At 46.1% G+C, this 16,572-nt stretch carries 9 protein-coding genes; 3 read left to right on the top strand and 6 right to left on the bottom strand.

All coding sequences use genetic code 11. The features are described from left to right. Positions 1-1,125 precede the first annotated feature (1,125 nt). From FVR03_RS11310 to FVR03_RS11290, 5 genes are all read right to left on the bottom strand, one after another. On the bottom strand, positions 1,126-2,409 hold the full coding sequence (locus FVR03_RS11310; protein WP_147921859.1) for a M16 family metallopeptidase: 1,284 nt from the start codon (positions 2,407-2,409) through the stop codon (positions 1,126-1,128). A gap of 21 nt (positions 2,410-2,430) precedes the next feature. Further along, positions 2,431-3,558 (bottom strand): type IX secretion system outer membrane channel protein PorV, encoded by a 1,128-nt coding sequence (gene porV / locus FVR03_RS11305; protein ID WP_147921858.1) that lies wholly within the window; start codon positions 3,556-3,558, stop codon positions 2,431-2,433. Between the two features lie 49 nt (positions 3,559-3,607). Beyond that, entirely contained in the window at positions 3,608-7,474 is a 3,867-nt protein-coding gene (porU, locus tag FVR03_RS11300; protein ID WP_255474179.1) for a type IX secretion system sortase PorU, read from the bottom strand. Positions 7,475-7,874: 400 nt separating this feature from the next. Beyond that, the gene (locus FVR03_RS11295; RefSeq protein ID WP_147921857.1) at positions 7,875-8,582 is read right to left on the bottom strand and encodes a CDP-alcohol phosphatidyltransferase family protein; all 708 of its coding nucleotides are present in this window, start codon (positions 8,580-8,582) and stop codon (positions 7,875-7,877) included. 255 nt (positions 8,583-8,837) lie between these two features. Then, positions 8,838-9,476 carry an MBL fold metallo-hydrolase gene (locus FVR03_RS11290; RefSeq protein WP_147921856.1) on the bottom strand — a complete coding sequence of 213 codons (639 nt, stop codon included), beginning with the start codon at positions 9,474-9,476 and terminating at the stop codon, positions 8,838-8,840. 87 nt (positions 9,477-9,563) lie between these two features. On the opposite strand from FVR03_RS11290, the gene FVR03_RS11285 reads away from it, so the two are divergent. From FVR03_RS11285 to FVR03_RS11275, 3 genes are read left to right on the top strand one after another with little or no spacing between them, the layout of a single operon-like run. Beyond that, a complete protein-coding gene (locus tag FVR03_RS11285) occupies positions 9,564-10,640 on the top strand; it encodes an NAD(P)/FAD-dependent oxidoreductase (RefSeq protein WP_147921855.1) in 1,077 nt (358 codons plus the stop codon). A gap of 17 nt (positions 10,641-10,657) precedes the next feature. After that, positions 10,658-13,843, top strand: coding sequence for a PD40 domain-containing protein (locus FVR03_RS11280; RefSeq protein ID WP_147921854.1), 3,186 nt, complete (start codon positions 10,658-10,660; stop codon positions 13,841-13,843). A 6-nt stretch (positions 13,844-13,849) separates the two neighbouring features. Next, positions 13,850-15,007 carry a serine hydrolase domain-containing protein gene (locus FVR03_RS11275; RefSeq protein WP_147921853.1) on the top strand — a complete coding sequence of 386 codons (1,158 nt, stop codon included), beginning with the start codon at positions 13,850-13,852 and terminating at the stop codon, positions 15,005-15,007. Between the two features lie 217 nt (positions 15,008-15,224). Here FVR03_RS11275 and FVR03_RS11270 read toward each other — a convergent pair whose 3' ends face one another. Then, positions 15,225-16,238, bottom strand: coding sequence for a GntR family transcriptional regulator (locus tag FVR03_RS11270; protein ID WP_147921852.1), 1,014 nt, complete (start codon positions 16,236-16,238; stop codon positions 15,225-15,227). Positions 16,239-16,572 lie beyond the last annotated feature (334 nt).

The raw sequence follows: 16,572 nt of genomic DNA, 5'->3' as shown, positions 1-16,572 counted from the left end.
TCACCAAATAATAAGGCAGAACCATTCCCCGTAATTCCTCCATCGGCAGTAACTTTCGGCTTCTCCGCTATGTTGTGGGAGGAGTCGCTAATATGGTATATCCTCCTCCTGCCTAGGAGCGGGCTAACCCTATCCAGCATGGAGGTATAATGGCAAAGAATATAAAATAGGTTGTTGTTGCTACACTCCCTTCCCCACGATCGATCTATTGCACTTCCAACATAATTTTGAGACTTGCATGCCTGCTGAAAGCTATCTACCTAGCATCTACAGGTTGTGGAATAGTTGCTATGGGCGTAGAAACCTGTGTCGTCCTGATATTTGATTTGGCGAGGTACTAATTTCTTTTTGTCTGATGCAGCCGGTTAATTATGCTAATGAAAAGTGCCTTCCGCAAGCTTTTTTACTGTTTTACCTCAAGGGTACCAGTAAAACCTTTTTATGATAAGGGCCGATTGGAAATTTAATAGTTTTGCTTACATGAAGTGACTCCAGTCAGTGAATTGAGTGTGAGGAGGCAATGGCAAGAGCTGAATAATGATTTTGACCAATAAGAAGTTCTTTGCTTCTCGATTTACTTAATCATACTTGATCCGGAAAATTTCTCCTACTTAAGGTGAATTTGATATTTAAAGCTTAATACACCTCCAAATTAATTTCTGAAGTTGCATGCCGGCAAAGGTGGGCAGAGTCTGTGTGGTATAGCCGGCTGGAGTATTGACGCTCTTGTCAGCATAATTTTTCGATTGCTGATTTTTAATCTGAAGAAGCAATAGAATGAATACTACTAGGTGCAAGCACTGAAAGCATGCCTGATAAACCCTTGAAAAAATTCTGATGACAAACCTTCTGGAGGCTGTTTTCATTAGAATAATTTGTAATATAACACTAATATAGGTTTTGATTTGTCTGGCAAAACTTCCTTGTCTGTACTTAGTTATAGAACATAAAAAAAGCTGAATTCAAATCATTTTTGAATTCAGCTTAAAATAAAATAGAGAATTTTAAAGTCTGCTTTACAATATTCTTTCAAGCAAAGCATTGATATTCAAGTGTTTATTGGCTTACTCTTATTTAAAGTAGAGTGTATTTTGAAGCAACATCTACCGTTAAAGTGTTCATGCATTAATCTGCCTTTCTTCCCGCAATTGCAATCTGAAGTGAATTAATATCTAAATATTTTTGAGCCAGTTCCTTTAGTTCAGGGGCAGTTATTGTTCTGATAGTGGTTACATACCGATTGTAATGATCAGAATTAAGGCCATGTAGTACCACACGCTTATATTTATCACACTGATCAAATATGGTGGCTATATCGTTAATGAATTTTCCCAGCATGTAATTTTTTACAACATGTAATTCATCTTCAGGTACTTCTTCTTGTTGTAAGGTTAAAATCTCTTTCCTGATTTCTTCAATGGTTTTATCAGTTACAGCGTAGTTTACATCTGTTCCTATGTAAAACATACTATCTTTCTCTTTTGGCGAAATAACCGAATGAATTCCATAGGTATACCCCTTATCCTCTCTTATATTGCGCATGAGCCGAGAACCGAAGTAACCGCCCAAAATCTCATTTAGGATCTTTAGTTTCAGGTAATCCTCATGCTGAATTAAAGGGAAACGTTTGCCAACACGTATAGAAGATTGCAGGCTTTCTGGCATTAGTACAATACTCTCCTTTGGTTGAGAATCAAGGAAAGCATGTATTGCTTCTATACTATTTTCTACATCTATTTTTAGCTCTTGCAGTGCATCTGTTAGTTCTTGCCACACCTTTTCATTCAGATCGCCACAGGCAAAAACTTCTAATGTGTTAGTGCTATAGTTTTCTGTGTAAAACTGCTTTATTTCTGAAAGAGTTAAAGCTGCTATTCTTTCTTCTTCAAAACCAAACACATAAGGATTTGTGGCACCATAAAGCTGCCTGGTTAGCTCCTGCGTAGCCAGGTAACTGCTTTTTTGCTTTTGTACCTTTAAATTCTGGATAGTACGCTGTTTAAGCTGCTGAAATTCCTCCTCCGGAAATACCGGATTTTGAATAACATCGGTTACCAAAGGTAATAACTCCTTTAAATGTTTTGACAGGCAGTAAAGCGTTAGTTCTGTGCGGTCGTAGCCGTGGTTGCTGTCAAAAGAGGCACCATAATAAGCTACCTGTTCAGCAATTTGCTTTGCTGTGTAATGCAGCGATCCTTCCAGCAGCATTTTTGCTGTCAGGTCAGATACCCCTGATTCTGATTCGTACCATTTACCTGCCTTAAAAACAAAATCCAGCCTAATAACAGGCTGGGTTTCGTTTTTGATCAGATGCAGCTTTACACCATTAGGCAGCAACTGTACTTCTGCTATCTGTAATGTAACGGCATCTATTTCATATGTTTCTGGAGCTTTTGTTCTATCAAGCATCTAGTAAATTTTAAGTTCTGGCTAATCGAGTGTTAGCCCTATTGTAAAACGTAATGTCTGTGCTAATGGATTCGCCCGCTCGTTCGGTACAAGGTAGGCTACATCAACTCCAAATTTCTGGTACCGGAGGCCAACGCCTAACGATAGATATTTTCTGTCGCCTTTCTGTGGGTTTTCGTAGAAGTAACCTAGTCTGGCAGCGAAAAGGCTGTTATACCAATATTCTATACCTCCAGATAATATTACCTCTTGTAGTTCTTCACTCATGCCTCCTTCAGCATCACCAAAAGAAGTGAAAATACCGCTGATAACTGATTGCGTACTGTCGGCACCAGGAGATGGTACTAATAGTTTATTCGCATCAACCAGGAACGTTAAGGTATTGTAGGCATCCAGGTTATAAGTCACAGCAGTTCCCAGTTTCAGGTTGGTAGGCAAGAAATCTTTCTGATCGGCATTGGTATAAGAAATTTTGCCGCCGATATTTGAAATGTTACCTGCTAATGCCAGCGTTATCTGTTGGTTAAGTTCTTTGTTGTAGTAAACGCCCACATCAACAGCGGCTGTGTTACCAGGCTTCGACTCAAAAGAAGGGCTAGCGCCGCTTACATTCACATTTCCGGCCAGGTTGGAGTGGATAAAACGCGCGCCGATACCCACACTAAAGTTTTCGCTCAAGGCCTGGCCATAAGCCACAGATACGGCATACTCTTTTGGGTTATAATCCTGCATCGGTTGTCTGTTCTCATCAATAAACTGGATGGCTCCTAAATCGAAATAAGTAAGAGAAACAGAGAGCGCAGAAGTTTCATTTAATTTTTTGTAGCCCGAAAGGTAACTCAGCGACATATCGTCTACGATGTTACGCAGCCACGGAGAGTACGAAAATGAAACAGCCATATCATTCTCTACAAAACCTAATTTGGCCGGGTTCCAGAAAGGAGCATTCGCATCAGGGCTAAGCGCCACACCTGCATCACCGAGAGCAGCTGAACGGGCATCAGGAGCAACAGTAAGAATAGGCACTGCCGTAGTCACCGCTCTAACTTCATTATCTTGTCCGGTTACGCCCTGTGCTAAAGCAAGTGGTGCCGAGGCGAAAGCGCACGCTACTAGTGCAGCTGTTAATAGTAAATTTTTGTTATGCATAAGGTTTTTAGTAACTAAATCAAATATAGAAAGAGAAGCTGTAATAATTCTAATTTAGAATCACAAGCTTTTCAAATTTCGATGTTTTAGAGCCATCTTGTTGTGAACGAACATTTACTTTATAAACGTAAACGCCTTTCGCTAGGGTATCATTGTATTCGTCGCGCCCATTCCAGGTAATTTCTGCTAAATGCGTTTTGCTGGCAAAGCAGGTGGTTTCTAATGTTTTAACTAATTTACCGGATATGGTAAAGATCTGGACCTGTATCTCCAGGTTTTCGCCGGCCCTGTTATGGTCGAAATGGAATGTGGTTCTGGTGGAAAAAGGGTTTGGATGGTTCAGCACGTGGTCTAAGGCTAAGCCTGCTTCGTTAGATACAACAAACTCCAGGTACTCCTCAGCAGAATTATTGTGTGTGTCCCAGGCCTTCAGGCGCACTGAGTGTGGGCCGGGCTTTAGGTTTTGTAACTGAAACCGGACTGTGCCAGATTGGTAGCTGTCGACATCGGCTGTATAATAATCATTCAGCACGGTTAGGTTATCTTTTGCATCGTTAAAGATGGCAGTTATTTCATGCCCAATGCCCAGGCCTGCTGTGTTAATGCCGTTATCGTCGAATATTTTAGCCAACAGCAACGGGTTTTTGCCAGTAGTGCCGCCAAATACAAACGATTCATCATCCATAAAAATGTTTATAACAGGCGGTATGTTGTCTTCTGCTACATCTGTTGCTGTGCCGCCTACTATTACATCCTTACTGGCACCAAGAGCATCGGTGCTGCTATTGCTGGCATAAAGGCTTACTTTACCCGGGCCATAGTTATAGGCAATGTCTTTTGGTACAACAAAGTTCACTTCAAAAAGTCCGTTGGTCACAGTGGCTTGTCCATCGTAAATCACGTTTTCCCGAAGCTTTACAGGTATCGACTGCACACCTTCATCGCCAAAGGTCATCAGAGTGTTTTGCTTATCAAAAACAGTGATGTTTATTTTCCCGTTAAATCCGGCTGCTACGGCACCCGAAGGTTCAGATACCTTGCCTTTAAAATTAACTTTACTTAAAGCTCTGAGTGTATCGGTGGTTGCTGGCATGCCGTTTACCTCGGTAATTGTGGCCTTTAAGTTTGCATAAGCCAGTTGTTGAGAAGGGTCGCCTAACAAGGTAAAGTTCCGGTTGTTAACACCTCTTGCACCACTTGCATTACCTACTATACTGTTGTTCTTTGTTCTTTGCAGCAGATCTCCCAGCACAGGCATTTTGCCGTCTATAGGCGTAAAGGCACTTTCGAAAAAAGCTGTATTTAAAGCCTTATTACCATTCTGATACACTTTTCTGGTAGTTGTTAAAAGTCCGACCGCGCCTCCTTCCTGGTTCAGTAAGGCGGTTTCAGCGCCCGATACTCTGGCAGGGTCGTCGTAACGGCCAAATTCGCAGGTAGCAGTCACCAGAAATGTGAGGTTGTTTATGTTTCGCCAGTTGGCAACATTTTCGAGTGTTACCAGTTGTTCTGAAGCCAGGCTTACGGCATTGCCATGCCCCGTGTAGTTAATTATTAAAGAACCCTGCTCCACCGCCTTGTTAAAGGCTTCTGTAGCTTGGGGAGCACGCTGGCCATTAGATACTGATACTTGGCGGTAAAGGTCCAGGTAAATTTTATTGGTGTTGTATTGAGTAAAGCTGTTTTCTATATAATTTGCTAAAAACTCTGCATCGTTCTGGTGTAGGTTAAAATCTCCGTCATCGGCAGCAAAAGTTATCCGGCTGCGCCATTTGCCAAAGTGGCTGGGGCTGTCGTAGAGCATAATTTTATTTACAAGTGTAGCCGCTTCGGCAGCCGTCTTAGCTGGCAACCTGCCAACCCCGATGTCGAGCAAATGGTCGCCAAAAGTATTTTCTACCCATTCGCCTTCAGTATCATCTAAAAAGCCATAATAGTCTTCTGATGAATAACTTGTGATTGGGTTTAACGATTGGCGGGACTGATATACCGGAATAAAATTAGTGTTGTTGGCTATGCGATTCTTATAGTCGTAGGAGGTGTCGCCAAAGAGCAGCAGGTGCATAACTTCGCTGCCACTTTTAGAACTGCGCTTATAGAGCATGCGCATATAGTCCCTGATGGCAGTTACATCCTGGCGGCCGGAGGAGAACTCGTTATAAACCTGGTTAGGCGTTACTACCACCACATTCATGCCGCTGTGCTGGTTACGGTGCTCCGCCAACCGGTTTGCCGATTCTATAAAGTTAGGATGTGTAAGAATGACCAGGTCCAGGTCTCCGTTCAGGTTTTGGGCATGAAGGTTCTGGTTGGCTACACGACCGGCAGGAATTGGTTTTAAGCCTGTGTTATTTTGAAACACCACATATTCCCGAAGTGTGCTGGAGGTGGCACTGAAGCTAAGGTCAGGGCCGCTGGCTACTACCTCCTGCAGCACGGGCCGCAGCGGGTCTGTTACATCCCAGACCATGGCATTAGCTGGCGCGGCTGCCACCCTGTAGGTGCTTACACCTGCCTCCAGGCTACTGATGGAGCGGAAGCTTGTCTGCTCCCCATATAGCCGCAGCTGGCGCTCCAGATTCAGTTCGAGGTAATTAATATAACCTGCCGAGGTAGAACTACCGCCTGTGTTGTAGGCGAGGTTAAGCCGCAGTTCCTGTGCTGCTCCTATGGTTTGTTGGTTAATAGTGTAAGTACGCAGGCTGTTAGTTCCTTCCGGATGATCTACAAAGCTGCCTCTGCCTGCAATAGCTTGTGTGCCCAGGTTCTGGTTGTTGATCCGAAGTACAAAAGAGGTGATGACCGAAGAATTTGCCATTAGGGCGGCAGTAAGCCTGATCTCAGAACCTGGCACCAGGTCGGTAACCGGAAAAGCGATGTCGCGGCTGGAGGTAAAAGAGCTGAACTCCTCACCATACCACTCCCTGCCTGAGTAAATCATGCTTTTGAGGTCCCGCTCGTGGAAGAGGCGCTCGTTGTAGCTGGTAATGGTTTGTGTAGCACCTGCTGCCTGCCCTCTGCTGCTGATGCGTGTGCCTGGAGCCGCACCCACCCGCAGAAAATAAAAGGCCGTATCGGAGTAAATGTTGTTCTCGTGTGTGAACAGCTTCTGGTTTGCATCGTAGCTCCACGTGTGTGGCCCCTGTGCATAAAAAAGCGCATAGTCGGCCTCATCGAAACGGCCGTCTGCTTCACCAACTACCCAAATCGCGTTTTCGGTCAGGTCGTCGGGACGGGCGATGTTGTTTGGCTGGGGCAGCATGCCGCCGCCGTTGCCAAATACTTGAATGGTGCGTGGGTCGAGGCCCTGCGTACTGATGCCCAGAGCCTGCAGCGTGGCTCTGTCTATTTTATAAATACCTGATGCCGTAACAGCGAGTTTATACCAGTTGCCTGTGTTTAAGACCGAGGTGGTTGTGTGGTTGTCGCGGGTATCGGTGGTGCCTAGGCGGGTGTTGTTCTGAGTGGTGTAGGAGTAGCTGAACCGCACCAGCTTTTCGAGCTGCCCAGACTGTGGGTTTTTACGGATGGGCAGCACCATCACAAGCGCTACAGGTACTTTGTTTTCGGTGGCCGGTACAATGGTTATAGCAGGTTCAGTTGCTATATCGGAGGCCTGGAAGAGCTTCTGGTCGTCGGCTGAAAAAGGCTCGTAAGCGGTTTCCTGCAACTGAAAGCTGCTCAGGGTGGTGCCCCGGAACTGCAGGCGGTAGTAAGGCAGGCGCTCTGCATAGTCGTAGCTGGCACCTTCAAAAACAGGTATTTTGCCAGGCAAGGTGGCTGTTGGTAATACTGCCTCGTGGCCTGTCCAGTTAAGTTGCACCTGCTCCGGTGCCACCTGTGCCGCTGCTCCCATTGCCCATAAGCCCGTCAATACAAAAAGGCACATCAATCTGATAATGGGAGAACGCATCATGCTGATTTTAAGATATTTTACCAAAAGAAGTTGCTACAAGTAACTGCTGGCCGGAACATCATCCTTAAGTCTTAACAACTATATATTCTGATTATTGTGCAAAAATAAAATTATTGTAGCTTAAGTTCAAACATGTAAGCATTTCGTTACCGTTTTCAAAATTAGGCTCAGGTTATTCTGCTCCTGTTATCTGTTTGCTAAACCACTATATGGTGCCGCCACTGGTACAGCTCTAGCAATTTCAATAGGCCCTTTTGCTTTGCTTTTGGTTATTTTAAACAAAAATGCCAGCCACACCCTTGACTGATTTAAAGCTAAAATTCTTCGGAAGGCGCTTTTCATTAGAATAAATGCTTCCTGGCATTTTGCCTTATAAAACTCACCTGCTTTTGGCCTTTTTTTATTTCGGAGATGTTATCTTTTTAAACACCGATAAAAGAACATACAGCACGATAATGAGTGGTATAGCTGCAAACTTGATCAAAGCCAGTAAGATAACAGATATGATCAGAAATATAAAACGGGTACTGTTGTCTTGCCAGGTATAATTCTTGAATTTAAGAGCAAACAGCGGCAACTCAGCTATAAGCAGAAACGAAAAGATAAAGGTAATTGCCAGCAGAAAAAACGGGTTGAGTATAAAGTCTTCGTAAAGCAGCGGCGAGGCTTCCAGCAAAAGCGGGAGCGAACCTATAAAAATAGAACAGGCTGGTGTAGGAACCCCGATAAAAGAGTCGGTCTGGCGTGTATCTATGTTGAACTTTGCCAGCCTCAGGGCCGAAAAAATTGTTATGATAAAGCCAAAGAAAGGCAGCACATCTTCTGAAATGCCTGTCGGAGTGGCATCTGCCCGGCTAAGCAGGCCGAACATAATAGTGCCCGGCACCACTCCAAACGATACCATGTCGGCCAGAGAATCGAGCTGTTTGCCAATTTCGGAATACGCTTTCAGGGCACGTGCGAGCAGCCCATCCAGGAAATCGAAAATGGCCGCTATACCCACCAGGTAGGCTGCATAGTGCAGTTGCTGGTTAAACGCGAAATACAACGCCAGGCAACCCGAAAACAGGTTAAGACACGTTATAGCATTAGGAAGATAATGTTTCATGCAGGTGGAGCAGGTGCTATGTTTTGCTTTTTAAAAGCCTTGTTGACCCTTGACATCAATTGGCTTCTACTGCCTTCTGAAGGCCCTTTTCATTTAAATAATTTAAAAACTACCTGTGCTTTTAATTAACTGGTTAAGACTGGCAGCAGTGGTAGAACGTTAGCCAAATTATTCAAATGAAATCTGCCTTCAGAACGTATTTTGGCAATTTGGAGGCAAGGGCAAAACAAGCTGATCTGCTGGTTTAATAACAGTTTAGTTTAAAAAAGGATTTGATTTTTTCTCAAAACCAATGGTTGTTTCTGGTCCGTGGCCCGGATAAACAGTTACATCGTCGGGTAAGGTAAACAGCTTGGTATGGATGCTCTTGATCAGGGTATCGAAATCGCCGCCTGGTAGGTCGGTACGGCCAATACTGCTGCGGAACAACACGTCGCCACCGATGCAGGTTTTGTCTTCTTCATTATAAAACACCACATGTCCCGGTGCATGGCCCGGTGTAAAAAGCACTTGCAGGGTTGTATTCCCGAAGGTAACATCCTCACCTTCTTTCAGATAGTTGTTGCCAGGCAATTGCTCCGCGTACATCGGGAAACCATAAGCAGGCGCGTACACCTGCACCGAGCGTAATGTCTGCAGGTCCGTTTCGTGTATTTCCAGCTCCACACCATACGTATCGGCTACAAATTTATTGCCCAGCACATGGTCTATGTGGCAATGGGTGTTCAGCAGCCGCACCACTTTCAGGCCATGCTGCTCTATATACTGCTTTAGCTCCAATTGCTCCTGCTTGTCGTAGCAGCCGGGGTCTACAATAACACACTCTTTTGTATCGTCGTGTAGCAAGTAGGTGTTTTCCTGAAAAGGATTAAATGTAAGGCAGGTAACCTTCATGTATTTATCTTTTTTAATCGATTGGCATGCGCACAAAATAGGCTTACAAGTTACAAATTTCAGCTGTACTTGTTGTACATTGCCACCATGATTTACGATTTTGTAATAGTAGGCCACGGACTGGCCGGAGCCATTCTGGGGTATACGTTACGCAGGCAGGGGCACCAGGTTCTTGTAATCGATGAGCTTCCGGAGCACTCATCTTCTAAGGTGGCGGCTGGCCTGGTGAACCCCGTTGCCGGAAAACGGTTTGCCAAAGCCTGGCTCGCCGATAGCTTTATACCGGCCGCCGATGCTTTTTATAAGGAGCTGGAGGAGCACTTTCGGCAGGAGCTCTACTTTCATAAACCGATCTACAAAATATTTTCGAGCATAGAGGAGCAGAACACCTGGATGGCCAAAAGTGCGGAAAGCAGCTGGAACGAGTACATTGCCGAAACGCGGATTACGAGTGCCGGAGAGCCTGGTATAAACGATCAGTTTGGTGGGCTGCTGATTAAGCGCGGAGGGCAGCTGCTGGTGCGCGAAATGCTGCAGTTGCTCGAACAGGAGCTGCTGGATGCCGGTTTGCTGCTGCCGGAGCGCTTCGATTTTAACAGCCTGCAGCTAACGGCAACTGGCATACGCTATAAGCAGGTGCAGGCGCGGCAGCTGGTCTTTTGCGAAGGCTATCAGGTTATCCATAACCCGTATTTTAAGTGGTTGCCGATGCAGCCAACCAAAGGCGAAGTACTCGAAGTGAAGACCGAATATAAATTTATATCGGAATGTATCTATAATAAAGGAGTTTACGTTCTTCCGAATGGGGAAGGCACATTTAGGGTAGGAGCAACCTACAACTGGCGCCAACCCGATGAAGAACCTACGCAGGAGGGGCAGCAGGAGCTGACCGAGCGCTTTAGACAAATCACACCGCATGCCTTCAGAGTAACAGACCATTGGGCAGGTATCAGGCCGGCCGTACGGGACCGCAAACCGCTGGTAGGCAGGCACCCGGAGCACCCACAGTTGCTCGTGTTTAATGGTATGGGATCGAAAGGCGTGCTGATGGCACCCTACCTGGCAGCACGGTTTGCCGCGTCGCTGGCAGCAGCTACAGATATGCTCTCGGAAGTAAATATTTCCAGATATTTTTCGTTATATTACGATTACATAAAAAGATAAAGGAGAAACCCAAGCACATGCGATTTTATACAAGGTTCTTGTTGCTGATAGTGCTTTGCTCGCTCGGGAGCGGTTTAGTACAGGCACAGCCCGGTCGCGATAATTTCGGTAAGAGCCGTATTCAATATAAAAATTTCGACTGGAAAGTATACAGCACACCAAATTTCAATTTTTACTTTTACCAGGGTGGAGATGAGGTTGCCCGTAATGCCGCAGCCTATGCCGAGCGGGAGCTCAAGCGCGTTACCAGCCTGATTGGCTATTATCCATATTCAAAAATCACCTTTATACTCTACAACTCGGCCACCGACCTGCGGCAGAGTAACATCGGGCTGAACAGCGACCAGTTTCAGACGGGCGGCGAAACTTTGTTCCTGAAGAACAAGATTGAGGTAGCCTTTGAGGGAACGCAGACGGAGTTTAAAAGAAACATGAGTTACCAGCTCACAGAGCTGCTGCTCAGCGACATGATGTATGGCGGAAGCCTGAAAGAAGCTTTGCAGAGCAGCTACCTGCTGCGCCTGCCCGATTGGTTTATTAGCGGCGTGGCAGCCTACACAGCAGAGGGCTGGAGCGTGAGCATGGATAACTATGTGCGCGACATGATTCTGCAGAACCCGAACCAGAAGCCCGATGTACTCCTCAAGCATAACCAAAGCCAGACAGGCCACGCCATCTGGAATTATATTGCTGAGCGCTACGGCTATACCGCCATTCAGAACATCCTGAACCTGACACGCATTACCCGCGATGTGGAGATCGGGATTACCAGCAGTCTGAACATACCTTATAAGCGGTTTCTGCAAGACTGGCACAAGTACTACCTGCAGGTAAATACCCGCCAGGATAACCCGCTGGCCTCACTGCCCGACGATAAAAAGCTATTTCAGAAAAACAAGAAGAACCTGGTATACACACAGCCTGTGCTGAACCCCGATGGCACCATGCTGGCTTACGCCGAAAACGACAACGGTAAGTTCAGAGTGTATGTGCAGGAGGTAAAGAGCAAACGGCACCGCGTAGTCTGGACGAGCGGGTACAAAACCCTGGATCAGAAGATAGACTATAAACTGCCTGTGCTGGCCTGGCGCTCCAATACACAGCTGGGGCTGATAGAAGCACGGAGAGGCGAAATGGCCTTGCGGCAAATAGATGCACGCAGCAAGTTTTCGCGACTGCCTTTCTACGAGTCTTTAACAACGCCATTTGCCGTGCTCTCTCAGTTTTCGCAGGTGCAAGATATGAGCTACTCGCCCGACGGTAAAAGCCTGGTAGTAAGCGCCGTGCGCAACGGGCAGTCTGATATCTTTTTGCTGAGTGCCACCGGCCGTTTGCAGCAGCAACTCACCAACGACCTCTTCGACGATATACACCCTGTTTTCCTGAAAGGCAGCAACGACATTGCTTTTAGCTCTAACCGCTGGCAAGACACCACCGGCACCAGCACAGAGCCAACATTTACGGCTATGGTCAATAACTATGATATTTTCCTGTTGCAGCGCTCCGGCCGGGATGTAGAACTGAAGCAGTTGACAACCTCTATATCGAGTGAGCTGATGCCAAGAGCCACCGAAGATGGCAACCTGACATACCTGGGCGAGAGCAGCGGTGTAAGAAGTGTGTACCTGTACAACCTGGCTACCGGCGAGAGTACACCGCTCACGGGCTTTCTGCAGGATATTGATGCCTACGATTACCATAGCAGGAACAATACGCTGGCCCTCACCGCCAGTAGTGGTGCCCGCGACTTTGTGTACCTGCTGCCTAACCACACAGCACCTGCCTTAACCGATCTGCCTAAAACGGCACGCCAGATTATACTCGAAACCCGTGCCCGTAATGCAGCGGCAGCCGCGGCCATTGCCAACCAGCGGCTGCTGGATAGCAATGCGCAGGTCGTAAAACCAAAACGGCCGGAGGGAGAGGTAAACATAGAGAACTATGAGTTCGAAAGCGATAAAGCAGCAGCTGCCAGAAAAACAGAAAGTACTACGGTTGTGAAAAGGCCTGGAGCCCCACAAGGAGGTGTGCAGCTTGCCGGCCCGGTTAATTACGATCTCCGTTTTAGTGTGCACGAAATCGTTACCTCCGTGTATGCCGATCCGTTACTGGGCTTTGGTATAGTGGCAGGCATTAACATGAGCGATCTTTTTGAGGACCATCATATAAGAGGAAGCGCGTTCCTGAAAACAGATTTCCAGACAAGCCGGTTCTTTACAGAATATATGAACCTGAAGCACCGTTACGACTTTGGCGCCAGGTTTAGCCGCGATATTATTGTGGCCCAGGATCGCGAAGCTTCTAACACGGTGCTGCGTTTTGCAAAACATGAGTTTGCGCCGCAATTCATTTACCCGCTTACCTATAGCACCAGCCTGCGCATTAGGCCACAGTATGTGAACACACGGTTTACGTATGTTAACGAGTTTACTGCCCCCGATAGCGTGAACCACTTTGGTGGTGGCAACATCGAGTTTGTATTCGATAATTCGATAGCCACCGGTGTAAACATGCTGCAGGGCACACGCATGAAAGCAGGGTTGCTGAGCCTTAGAAGCATAAACGACAACGCCGCCAGCTTTAACAAGTTCTACATCGATTTCAGGCACTACCAGAAGCTGCACCGCCAGATTGTGCTGGCTACCCGCATAAGCTACGGCGCGTTTTTCGGCAATGCTCCCAAAAGCTTCCTGATTGGTGGCATGGATAACTGGCTTTTTGCCTCCGAAGACGAGGAAAGCGACCGTAACTCAGTACCTATTGGAGCTCCTGCCGACTTGTTTTACCTGCAGTACGTAACACCGTTGCGAGGCTTTAACTTTAACACCCGCACCGGCGATAAATATGTGATCGGTAATGCCGAATTGCGCGTTCCGATTGTGCAGTACCTCTACGATGGGCAAATCCCGTCGGGCTTTTTCAGAAACCTGCAGCTAACAGCCTTCGCTGATGCAGGCTCTGCTTATAGCGGTAGCAACCCTTTTACCGGTAATAACTCCATTAACACCAGAACAGTTGGCGGCGGCTCAGATCCTTTCGAGGTTACCGTTATTAACTACAGAAGCCCGTTCCTGGTAGGTTATGGCTTTGGTGCCCGCTCTGCCTTGTTTGGCGTGTATGGCAAACTGGATGTAGCCTGGAGCGAAGATGACTTTACCAGAAAAGGTCCAAAATTCTATGTAACGCTCGGCTACGACTTTTAAACCCGCATGGGCCGCAAAGCAACATACAGTGTAGGAGGCGTAGTCGTATTTTTGTTAGGAGCTGCCCTTTGGCTGCACCTAACCGATCGTAACTATGTGTACCGGGCTCTGCGCTACAACTTCGCCGATATAGACGACCACCTTATTTTTGAGCAGCGAACTATTGCCGCTCCCGCTGCGGCCCAACCATGGCCATTTGCTAAAGACTATAACGAACGCACCCCGCCAGCCTCCTTACAGCAACTGCACCAGGAGCTGGAGTCGGTGGCGTTTCTGGTAGTTAAGCAAGACTCCATTCTGCACGAACAATACTGGCAAGGCTACTCCAGTAAGTCGTTGAGCAACTCGTTTTCTGTGGCTAAGAGCATTGTAAGCTTACTGGTAGGAGTAGCTATAAAAGAAGGAAAGATAAAAAGCCTCGACCAGCCTGTCGGTGATTTTTTACCAGCCTTCCGTGAAGGAGCCAAAGCTCAAATAACGCTGCAACACCTGCTCTGGATGAGCTCCGGACTTAACTGGGACGAAAGCTACAGCAGCCCCCTCTCCATAACAACAGAAGCCTATTATGGCACCGACCTTTCTAAAGTAATTAGCCGGTTAGAAGCAGTGGAGTCACCGGGGCAGCAATTCAGCTACAAGAGCGGCGATAGCCAGCTACTGGCCTTTGTGCTTGAGGCGGCTACTGGCCAAAAGGTTAGTGCTTATGCCCAAGAAAAGCTTTGGCGTAAAATAGGTGCCGCACAAGATGCCGAGTGGAGCATAGATCACCAGAATGGCATTGAGAAAGCCTACTGCTGTTTTTTCTCTAATGCCCGCGATTTTGCACGTTTAGGCAAGCTGTACCTGCACCAGGGAGTATGGCACGGCGATACCATTGTAGACCCGGAATATGTAAAGGCCTCGCTCACACCAAGCGGTTTGCCGGCAGCATCAGATAAGCAGAAAGTTGATTATTATGGCTACCAATGGTGGCTTATGCCAAATTACAAAGGGCAGCAGATATTTTATGCACGAGGCATTTTGGGGCAGTATATAATTGTTATTCCGGAGAAAGAGCTGGTGATAGTGCGCCTGGGTAAAAAACGCGCAGAGCGTGTTGGGCAGCACCCCGGCGAAGTGTTAGCCATGATAGATGCCGTAAACAAAATGGTACCTCCACCCTAAGCCACTTCAAATTTTTTAAAGCCACAAGACTTTTTATTAGTTAAAAGTGAAGATTTAAAAGCTATGAGCTGAGGATTTCACCTGCTGGTTCATCTTCAAATTTCCAAATTATCCATTAAGCCATTTAACAGCAAGAGGCTAACAATCATCAATCAAATTATCCTAATCAAAATAGCCTTCCAAAGCAAAATAGCCTTAACGGGTTCAAGGGTATAACTTAAAGGGAGTTGCGTCTGATAAAGGAAAAAGGATTTTTAATGCTGTCTTTCAGTTTGTGTTTCATCATGTAAGCTGCTGTTAGCCCCATTTTTTCATGATCTGTAGAAACAACTGTAATACCGTTTTCCAGCACCTCCATTAGCGGTGTGTCGTTATAAGAAATAATACCGAAGTCTTTGCCTGCCACTAAACCTTCTGCCCTGCTCCTTTCAATAATCTCGATAAGGTCTGGTTCGTTTAAGGCAACAAAAACAGTGTTTCTTAGCTCTTCTGCTCTAATAGAGCTTACAACTTTATGCTCAAAAGATATTTCGCGGCAAAAATGACGGAAGCCCTTTACAATCTCCAGCGGGTAAGTTACATCTTCGGGGTAAATCATGACCATACGCTTGTGCTTTGCCAGCAAGTCCTTGCCTAAGTGTAGCGCGTGGCGTATGTCGCGATCAAAATCCTGGTACACGGCGGCACATTTGCCCTCAAAGCCTTCAAATTTCTTGTCTAAAAACAGCAGCTGCTCTTCCGGTATTTTTTTGATGGCCTGCCGCGCCTCCTCCACGTTTTTATCGAAATGTGGCATAATGGCATAATACTGGTATTTACCCAGGCTCTCCTGCAGCAGGCTTTCACAAATTTTACCATCGAAATGGTGTATGTGCAGGTCTATTTCAGCATCCTCGCCCAGCGAGTTCAGAATGGCATAGTAAATATTTTTTTTGTAGGTGCTGAGTTTGTTGAACAGCAGCAGCACACGCAGCTTACCTGGAGTAAAGGAGTCGCTAACGTAGCAACCTTTGCATTTTATAGATACAATAACGCCACGCTTTCGCAGCAGTTGGTAGGCTTTCTCTACGGTATCTCTGGAGAGGTAATAACTTTCGCTCAACTCATTAATAGATGGCAGCTGCTTATCGCGCCGCAGGGTACCAGATTCTATGTCTGTAACAATAGCGTTGGCAACCTGCATGTACATAGGCATGGCTGATGTGGTGTCAATCCGATCTAAAAGTTCCATAAACAGTAGTTGAGAAATTAAATAACCTTTGAATAATACCTTAGTTACCTATAATGAAGAAGAGCACTCCACAACCTTGCTTAGGCAGGTAGAAAAGGCATTCAAAGCGGAGCTTTATTTACTGATGAAAATGATATTTATTTTAGGATTCATTTTAGATAAAATAGTTACGTAATCGATTGCATAGATATATAGATTGGGCAACATAAACAAATGTTTGTTCATGAAAATATTCTAAGTCTAAAGGAAATTTAACATCATCTACAGATAAACTGACTTAAACAGAGGCAAATCGGCCCTGTTTTAAAGATAGGCAGCAGCTTGCAGGTGATCG

It is taken from the genome of Pontibacter qinzhouensis, assembly GCF_008017455.1.
GTDB classification, from domain to species: Bacteria; Bacteroidota; Bacteroidia; order Cytophagales; family Hymenobacteraceae; genus Pontibacter; species Pontibacter qinzhouensis.
The sequence above is the reverse complement of the archived record's forward strand: the minus strand, read 5'-3'. Positions and strand labels throughout refer to the sequence as shown.